Origin of the sequence: Endozoicomonas sp. (genome assembly GCF_031844845.1) — a bacterium.
Classification (GTDB): domain Bacteria; phylum Pseudomonadota; class Gammaproteobacteria; order Pseudomonadales; family Endozoicomonadaceae; genus Endozoicomonas.
In genome coordinates this window covers 1-8,133 of sequence record NZ_JAVRMB020000117.1, presented here as the reverse complement: position 1 = coordinate 8,133, position 8,133 = coordinate 1, and the positions used below count along the sequence as shown (strand labels likewise).

At 47.0% G+C, this 8,133-nt stretch carries 6 protein-coding genes; 2 read left to right on the top strand and 4 right to left on the bottom strand.

The window, feature by feature from the left end; genetic code table 11:
• On the top strand, positions 1 to 1,700 hold a 1,700-nt coding region (locus RM811_RS05600; protein ID WP_402521651.1), incomplete at its 5' end, for a pyruvate formate lyase family protein.
• A gap of 81 nt (positions 1,701 to 1,781) precedes the next feature.
• On the top strand, positions 1,782 to 2,516 hold the full coding sequence (pflA, locus tag RM811_RS05595; protein WP_402521649.1) for a pyruvate formate-lyase-activating protein: 735 nt from the start codon (positions 1,782 to 1,784) through the stop codon (positions 2,514 to 2,516).
• A 183-nt stretch (positions 2,517 to 2,699) separates the two neighbouring features.
• Here the strand turns inward: pflA and RM811_RS05590 are convergent, their stop codons facing one another.
• From RM811_RS05590 to RM811_RS05575, 4 genes are all read right to left on the bottom strand, one after another.
• Positions 2,700 to 3,137 (bottom strand): transposase, encoded by a 438-nt coding sequence (locus RM811_RS05590; RefSeq protein ID WP_402521647.1) that lies wholly within the window; start codon positions 3,135 to 3,137, stop codon positions 2,700 to 2,702.
• 310 nt (positions 3,138 to 3,447) lie between these two features.
• Entirely contained in the window at positions 3,448 to 3,768 is a 321-nt protein-coding gene (locus tag RM811_RS05585; RefSeq protein WP_402521644.1) for a hypothetical protein, read from the bottom strand.
• A 44-nt stretch (positions 3,769 to 3,812) separates the two neighbouring features.
• The gene (locus RM811_RS05580; RefSeq protein ID WP_402521642.1) at positions 3,813 to 4,139 is read right to left on the bottom strand and encodes a hypothetical protein; all 327 of its coding nucleotides are present in this window, start codon (positions 4,137 to 4,139) and stop codon (positions 3,813 to 3,815) included.
• Positions 4,105 to 7,491: an ankyrin repeat domain-containing protein gene (locus RM811_RS05575; protein WP_402521640.1), complete on the bottom strand. Its 3,387-nt coding sequence runs from the start codon at positions 7,489 to 7,491 to the stop codon at positions 4,105 to 4,107. The genes RM811_RS05580 and RM811_RS05575 overlap by 35 nt, the downstream gene beginning before the upstream one ends.
• Positions 7,492 to 8,133 lie beyond the last annotated feature (642 nt).

The window sequence follows — 8,133 nt, the reverse complement described above, 5'->3', positions numbered from 1 at the left end:
CTGACAAGAAAGCTCAGCACAAGTCTCTGGACGTGGTTCTTGAGTCTGGCGAAAACCTGGAAGAAACCATTCAGCTGCGTGAAGAGGTTATGGAGCAGATCCGTGCCCTGATGCAGATGAAGGTAATGGCTGCCAAGTATGGCTGCGATATCAGTAAGCCAGCCGCAACTGCGCAGGAAGCTATTCAGTGGACTTACTTTGGTTATCTGGCTGCGGTTAAGTCTCAGAATGGTGCTGCCATGTCTCTGGGCCGTACCGCTACCTTCATGGATATTTATATCCAGCGGGATATCGATGCCGGCAAGATGACCGAAGTTGATGCTCAGGAAATGATCGACCACTTCGTTATGAAGCTGCGTATGGTTCGCTTCCTGCGTACGCCTGAATACGATCAGCTGTTCTCTGGTGATCCAATCTGGGCCACTGAGTCTATTGGTGGTATGGGTCTTGATGGTCGTACACTGGTGACCAAAAATGCGTTCCGTTTCCTGAACACCATGTACACCATGGGGCCGTCACCAGAGCCAAACATTACTGTGCTGTGGTCTGAAAAGCTGCCTGTAGGCTTTAAGGAATATTGCGCCAAAGTATCCATTGATAGCAGCTCCATCCAGTACGAAAATGATGATCTGATGCGTCCGGATATGGACAGCGATGATTACGCTATCGCCTGCTGTGTGTCGCCTATGGTGGTTGGCAAACAGATGCAGTTCTTTGGTGCCCGTGCCAACCTGGGTAAAACCCTGCTGTACGCCATCAATGGTGGTGTTGATGAGAAGCTGAAGATTCAGATCGGTCCGAAGAGCGATAAAATCGCTACTGAGTACCTGGATTACGACGACGTCTACGCTCGTTTTGATACGCTTATGGACTGGTTGGCAACTCAGTATGTCACTGCCCTGAACTGTATCCACTACATGCACGACAAGTACTCTTATGAAGCCGCTCAGCTGGCACTGCATGATCGTGATGTGGTCCGTACCATGGCGTGCGGTATCGCGGGTCTGTCGGTTGCTGCTGACTCTCTGTCTGCGATCAAGTACGCAAAAGTGAAGCCGGTTCGCGATGAAGATGGTGTTTCCATCGACTTCGAAATCGAAGGGGATTATCCAAAGTTTGGTAACAACGAAGAGCGTGTCGATGCCATTGCCTGTGAGCTGGTAGAGACCTTCATGAAGAAGGTGTCTTCGCACAGAATGTATCGTAATGCGATTCCTACCCAGTCAGTTCTGACCATCACCTCTAACGTGGTTTATGGTAAGAAAACGGGTACAACGCCAGACGGTCGTCGTGCAGGTCAGCCATTCGGCCCGGGTGCCAACCCAATGCATGGTCGTGACACCAGTGGTGCGGTTGCTTCCCTGAGTTCTGTTGCCAAGCTGCCATTTGCCTACGCGAAGGATGGTATTTCCTACACCTTCTCTATCGTGCCAAAGGCGCTGGGTAAGGATGAGGAAGGCCGTTGCAAGAATCTGGTTGGCCTGATGGACGGTTACTTTCACCATGAAAGTGGTCATGAAGGTGGTCAGCATCTGAACGTGAACGTCATGAACCGTGAAATGCTGGAAGATGCCATGGAAAATCCTGAGAAGTATCCTTCTCTGACCATCCGTGTTTCTGGCTATGCGGTACGCTTCAACTCTCTGACACCAGAGCAGCAGCGTGACGTTATTACCCGTACTTTCACTGGCTCTTTATAATTCTTTATAAAAGAGTCTGCTGAATAAAAAAGGCCAGCTCTGCTGGCCTTTTTTGCATTTTTGGTTTTATTAAGGGGTTTGATGATGTCTCTTGGTCGTGTCCACTCCATGGACTCATTTGGCACGGTAGATGGGCCGGGCATTCGATACGTGGTATTTATGCAGGGCTGCCATATGCGCTGCCGTTACTGTCATAACCGGGATACCTGGGATCTGCGTGATGGTGGTGAAGTACTGAACCATGAGGAAGTGCTGGAAAAGATTCTTAAGGTTAAGAACTTTCTGACCGGTGGGGTAACGGTGACCGGTGGGGAACCTCTTCTTCAGGCTGAATTCGTTGCCGATCTTTTCAAGGCACTAAAAGAGCATGGTATTCATACCTGTCTTGATACCAATGGTTTTGCCAAACACATTACGCCGGATATTGAGCGTCTGTTGTCATATACCGACCTGGTGCTGCTGGATATCAAGCACATGGATGAGGAAATGCATCATAAGCTCACCCATGTCACGGGAAAATATACCCGTAATTTTGCCATGTATCTGCAAGAGCTGAAAAAGCCAACCTGGGTACGCTATGTGGTGGTTGATGGCTACACGGTTGATCCATTGTATGCGGCTATGCTGGCGGATATGGTGGAGAAGATGGACTGTGTTGAAAAGGTAGAAATTCTGCCTTATCACAGTCTGGGTGTTCATAAGTGGGATGTATTTAAGGAAACCTACGAGCTGGAGGCGGTCCGACCGCCATCAACGGAGCAGCTGGATGCCATCAAGGCAGAGTTTGACCAGCGGGGGATTTCTGCTGCTTATTGATGAGATTTTTCACCACAAAGGGTCGGTGAATGGTAAGTTCTCAAAAACTGCTGGCAACACCACACGACAGATGACGTGAAGACCCTTCAGTCAGGTTACTCAATCTCGGAAATAACCCATCGCCCATTAGTCGGCTTTTCAGATAATCCCAAAAAGAGAGACCATACAGGCGACACGTTTTCTTCAGGCTGGCAAAAGTGTCGCGACTTTGCCGCCCTGCATCGCTTCGCTGATTTTACGGCGTTTAACGTGTACCCGTATTTGGCTTTCGCTGAGGTTGTTGTGTAATGGCAGACTTGGATCATTCAGGACTTCTAATAGCTCTTTTTCAATCTTGGCCAGCCCTTCCAGGGCATCTTGTATGGGCTTACAGCCTGTATCTGTGCGAACCAGTGCATGGAAATCAGCCATGATCTGTTCGGATTTCTCTTCGGAAGGTGCTGCTTTAAACGCCTTCAGGTCACGATAGATCGCCCAAAACCATGTACGACACCAGAACTGAGCCTGGACCTGCTGTTCAGTAACAGGAATCACTTTGTACAGAGGCCGTTCCGCATGGAACCAGCACTGTGCGTGATTAAAAATATTAAACTGGGGCGCACCATCACTGAAGATGGTCATATTGTGGCTAAACCCATGATGAATCAGGCTCGCATAAATCAGCGCCTCACTGGCTTGCCGACGATTGTTGGGCCTGTTAGCCCCTGGTCATCCATAAACGCTTCCCAGGCTTCCTTACTAATGAAGGTAATACCCATATAACGACGCAAGACCTTTTGCCCTTCTCGTAGCTAAAAAGTTCGGATATTTGTGTTCTTTCAGGTAGACCAGTGCATCTTCCGTTATCGTGTAAGTCCGGTAAGGACGATGCAGTAAATCTAAAAAATTAACCCGACTTTTACTGTGAGTGCTGCCATACCAGGCAAACAGTTCATTGCCAATGTAAGTGCAGTACCCGTTTTGCCCCCTGATGTCTTGCACCGGTGTCGTCTGTTTGAAGATAACGAGAGCAGCGAATACCAGTAGCCAGTATTTCATCCTTTTCAGCATGAAACTCTTCATGGTCATGGATGACCAGATTGTTCACCTCTCCTGCAGAAATGGAGATACCGATATCCCACAGCAATTCCTTTATTTGGGGTTGGGTTACTCCGGAGCCAAAATACTGATGGAGAATCAGGCATTGCAGTACGGGGGCCGAAGTGATGACCGTGCAGCGCTTCCGGAGGATGGGCAGTGATCGTTTTGCCATCAGGTGTAATCCATTGCTCCAGTTTATAGCGGAGACTAATCGCTTTAAATAATACATTCCTGAATGTAACAAGGCACATGTCCATTGCGGGTAGAGCCTGGCGGTGGTTCCTCTGCCGGAACGGTTACAACGAATTCGTCGTCAACGGGTGGTTTATGTGGTTTTTCCCGTTTATTCCGGGTGTTCTCGTTGGGTTTCCCTGTCTCTGACTTTTCATTACCCGGGTCATCACTCGGGTCATCATCTTCAGGGTTATCAGCAGCAGCTTGCAACGGTGTACGACCATTCCCATCACGCATGTTCAATAAATTACTCAGGTCCGGATCGCCATCTTTTCTAACGGTCAGAGACCTGGCTGGCCTCAATGGCATTGGTGGCATTGGTGGCATTGGTGGCATTGGTAATGGTATCGATCATTGCAGGGATGCCCCTGTCAGTCGCTAACATTATCGGTGTATCGCCAGTAGTGGGGCGGTTGTAACTCAGGTTGCATCCGCGGGCTATCAGTGCTTTGACGACATTAATATTATTTCTGATGATTGCTATATCCAATGGCGTTACGACATCCCCATCCTCTTGGAAGCCCTTGTTCAGGTTGACATCCTCGTTGTTTATCAGGGTCAAGGCGAAATCGGTCATGTTGCGGTTAATTGCCACAAACAACGGCGTTCCACATGCGCAACCTGTTCCTTCAGCCTCCCTGTTCAGTAGGTAGACCCGATTCTCCTTGCTTTTATGTTTTGTGATGGTTGTGATCAGGAATCGAAGGCCTTCTGTGTCGCCCAAATAGGCTAGATCGGTAACAAGCGTGTTGCCGTTGTGAGCGATAATATCCAGGCAGTTCGCATTGATGCCTATCAGTACCTGAATGAGATCGGGATTCTTATTTTTGATTGCTGCACGAACACAGTTATCGTCGTTTTGATTGGCCTGATTCATTTTGGCACCATCGTTAATCAGGGCGAAGAAGATATCCGTATGATTTTCCTGGGCTGCAGACAATAACGGCGAACGACCATAGCCATCCAATCTATTCACTACACTGGCTAGAGTCTGCGGGTCTCCGGTGGACTTGATGGCCCCTATCAGAGCATCGAAGAGCTTAAAACCACCGTGTTTGATTGCCTTAGTCATCGGCGTTTGGGCGCTATAACTCTGATAATCCGGGTCGGCGCCGCCAACTATTAGTGCATTGATGCTTTCGGCATGACGCTCAGTAATTGCACGATCTAAAGGGCACTCGCCGCTTTTATTGATATTATTCGGATCGGCACCCATGTTGATCAGAACGCTGATAATTTTGAAATTGTTGTAATGGGCTGCCGCTATCAACGGCGTAATATGATGGTCAGCTTGGCTATTCACTATATTGGTCAGAGTCGTGCGGTTGATCGACCTGGAATCCTGGCCTCCCCTGGCCATGATGGCTTTTCTCAGCGTCTCAAGAAGTCTGGTGCCCCTGGAATCAGGCAGCTTGGCCAGCCTGATTACCGGCGTGTAGTTCTGTCTATCCAGATAATCCGGGTTGGCACCGCCAACTATCAGTGCATAGAGGCTGGCGCAATTACCGGTATCAATTGCCACATCTAAAGCACGCTTGCCATTTCTACCGATCGTATCCGGATTGACACCTTTACTGATCAGGATGCCGATAATTTCGGAACAACAGTAATAGGCTGCCAATGACAGCAGCGTAAAACCGGAGTAATAAAACTGATTCGCGTTGGTAACATCAGCGGTTTGGGCCATCGTGACATTATTTTTCCTGAGAAGCCTATCTACGATCGAGAATGAGTGATTTCTATTGCGCGTGCCTTGCTGATAGGCTCCTGCTTCTATCAGGATAGAAGCAAAAGCCGTATTGTCGCCAGCGTACTGCAACGGTGTACAATCCGATTGATCGCACATATTCACTATTTCAGACATTTTCGTTAAGTACCCGCCCTTAGCCCCAAGCCTTGCCCCATATGAATTGCGTTCTTTAAAACTGCCCACAGTATTGATAGTAGAAACCCCACTCAAATCTGAAAATCGTGCTTGTTTAGTTGGTGTAGGGGCGTCAGAAATTACTTCTCCACTATTAGGTTGAGCAGAGCCCATTTGCTGTGTCATATCTGCAATGGTTTCCTGAAGAGCCTTGAAAAACGCCACTTTGTTCTGCTTGATTATCAGAGTCAGCAACGTGTTGCCTGATTTATCGATATACTTCAGGTGAGCACCGCGAGTTATCAATAGCTTGAAGGCTTCGATATTGTTGCTTTTGATTGCGGTCGTAAGAGGTCTCTCGTCGTCAAACTCCAGATTCAGATCAGGATGGTAATCAACCAGGGTTCGGACTGTTTCGTTACAATTATTCTGGATTGCAAGTTGAAACAGTTTGCTTGTATCCTTCTTATCCTTAAAATAATCGCTCAGATGTTTGTCAGCATCATCCAAGGCATTGATGGCTGTTATCAGGATATCAAGGCTATTGATCGCCTCGATCTTAATTGCCAGGCGCACAGATTTGAAGAGACTTTGAGTCGTTATAATAACCGGGCTGGTATGCTTATAGAACAGAGTTTTGACAACGTCGGATCTGCGCGATCTGATTGCACACATTAGAGCCTTATCTGTCTGGTCATTCATCTCTTCGAGCAGAACTTTGATAGCCAGCTTGCGGTCATTTTCCACTGCAGTGTGCAAAAGCGGGTCAGCTTTATATGAAAAATATATTCTCGAGCAATGACCCTTGACGATTGCTGTGGCGTCTTTCAGGTCATTAATCTCGCCTTCATTGATATCCTGAAGACGTAACAGTTTGTCAAACTTCTCATATGCGGCTTCCTGTTTTTGATGATCAATAGAATTTGCAATAATATTCATAGTTTCTTGCGTCGACAGAAGATAGTCTGCACAGCGTTTGGATGTATTGAATGTCTTAAGGTCAAGCTCGACGTTTTCAGGTACACCTTGTTTACGATAAATGTCCACACCCTGATAAAAAACATTCAAGCCCTTGTTAAAAGTATCAAGGCTCTTACTCATCATACTGGTCAGGCTTACTGACGGATGCGCTATTTCTGTGGGTATATTCAATTCTTTTTCGGTAGTTTTGCTTTGAACTCTGATGAAAGGTGCCCTTGTCTTTTTATTTCTTTCGGGGGGATCAGCTTGCGTAGGGGGGGCAGATAAACAACTATCATCAACAGAGCCGTCGTTCTCCCGCTCTTTCTCCGGTGAAATAGCGCATTCATTGCTGAGACTGGCTTCGGAATAAACCTTGTGAGCCAGGTCTCGGCAAGTTCTGGCTGCCTTGAAGTAATCTAAGACGACAGGCATTTTTTCTTGTAACGCGCACATACGCGAGCTCTGATCCTCACCAAAGTCCAGACTCTGATTAAAAAAAGTAATCCCCTCATTCATGAGGTCTATGGCTTTTTCCCGGGGGGGGGCGGTTTCTCTGGAAGTATTGATTTTTCGCGTGTGCACCGGCTGAGGATTATCAAATGTGCGCTCCCCGCTCTGCGGTTCCTGCCCTGGCCGTGGAATAGCGCATGCCTCCGGGTTTTCATTCGTTCTATCTGATGATGTTGTTGGCTTGGCAATTAACCTTCCAAGGTTCGATATCACTGAATCTGTTTCATCAGGACAGAGCTTCGTGCTTCCGTTGGGGGCTGCCCCATCTGACACTGTGCTTTTTTTCAGTCCTGAATTTTGTATTGATGTTGAAAAATTATCCATAAATGGTTCCGTCGCAGACGCAGAGGTTATTTAAGTAGGTGGTAGTTTGCTGTCAAATATTTTGACTACTGGATAAGGAATAAGTTCCAACTCTTTTATAATAAAACATCACCAGTCGATAGTATTCTCGAATTTTCTTGTGATAAATATTGAAATGCAAACCACTACCAAATTTTTAAGAAGTAGCGATCATGCGTCTACACCTTGGTATCAATGGTGATGACCGGTTTACCAAATAAAACTAAACGTTTGTACAGTCAATTTATACGAAAGCAAACTTCCACCTACTTAACAGTCACCTAAATTCAGCAGTTGGAAACTGAATGGGTGCTGTAGCCCTTGATTGATAAGGGTTAGTAGGTTTTGATGTTTCACCCAATGGGTGAGCGCCATAAACTACCGCAGCGTGACTCCTGCAAGGGTTTCCACGGTTTTATGAAGTCAACTGCTGAATGTATGGTTTAAGTAATCAGACCGTTTTTCGAGAAAAAGGTTCAATCCTTTTGCGCTCAGGGGGATCCTGATGTTTTCCCAGTAATAAAGAACGGTAGTCGCTTCGGTTGAGCCATTGGTAGCGGGAGGATGAGTTTTATTATTGACCTTTCGATCGAAAATATTCGATTACAAATGGTAAGGTGCTTA

Excerpts from the sequence above, each read along its gene's own strand:
- pflA (WP_402521649.1), top strand. The coding sequence starts at position 1,782 with ATGATGTCTCTTGGTCGTGTCCACTCCATGGACTCATTTGGCACGGTA.
- RM811_RS05590 (WP_402521647.1), bottom strand. The coding sequence starts at position 3,137 with ATGACCATCTTCAGTGATGGTGCGCCCCAGTTTAATATTTTTAATCAC.
- RM811_RS05585 (WP_402521644.1), bottom strand. The coding sequence starts at position 3,768 with ATGGCAAAACGATCACTGCCCATCCTCCGGAAGCGCTGCACGGTCATC.
- RM811_RS05580 (WP_402521642.1), bottom strand. The coding sequence starts at position 4,139 with ATGCCATTGAGGCCAGCCAGGTCTCTGACCGTTAGAAAAGATGGCGAT.
- RM811_RS05575 (WP_402521640.1), bottom strand. The coding sequence starts at position 7,491 with ATGGATAATTTTTCAACATCAATACAAAATTCAGGACTGAAAAAAAGC.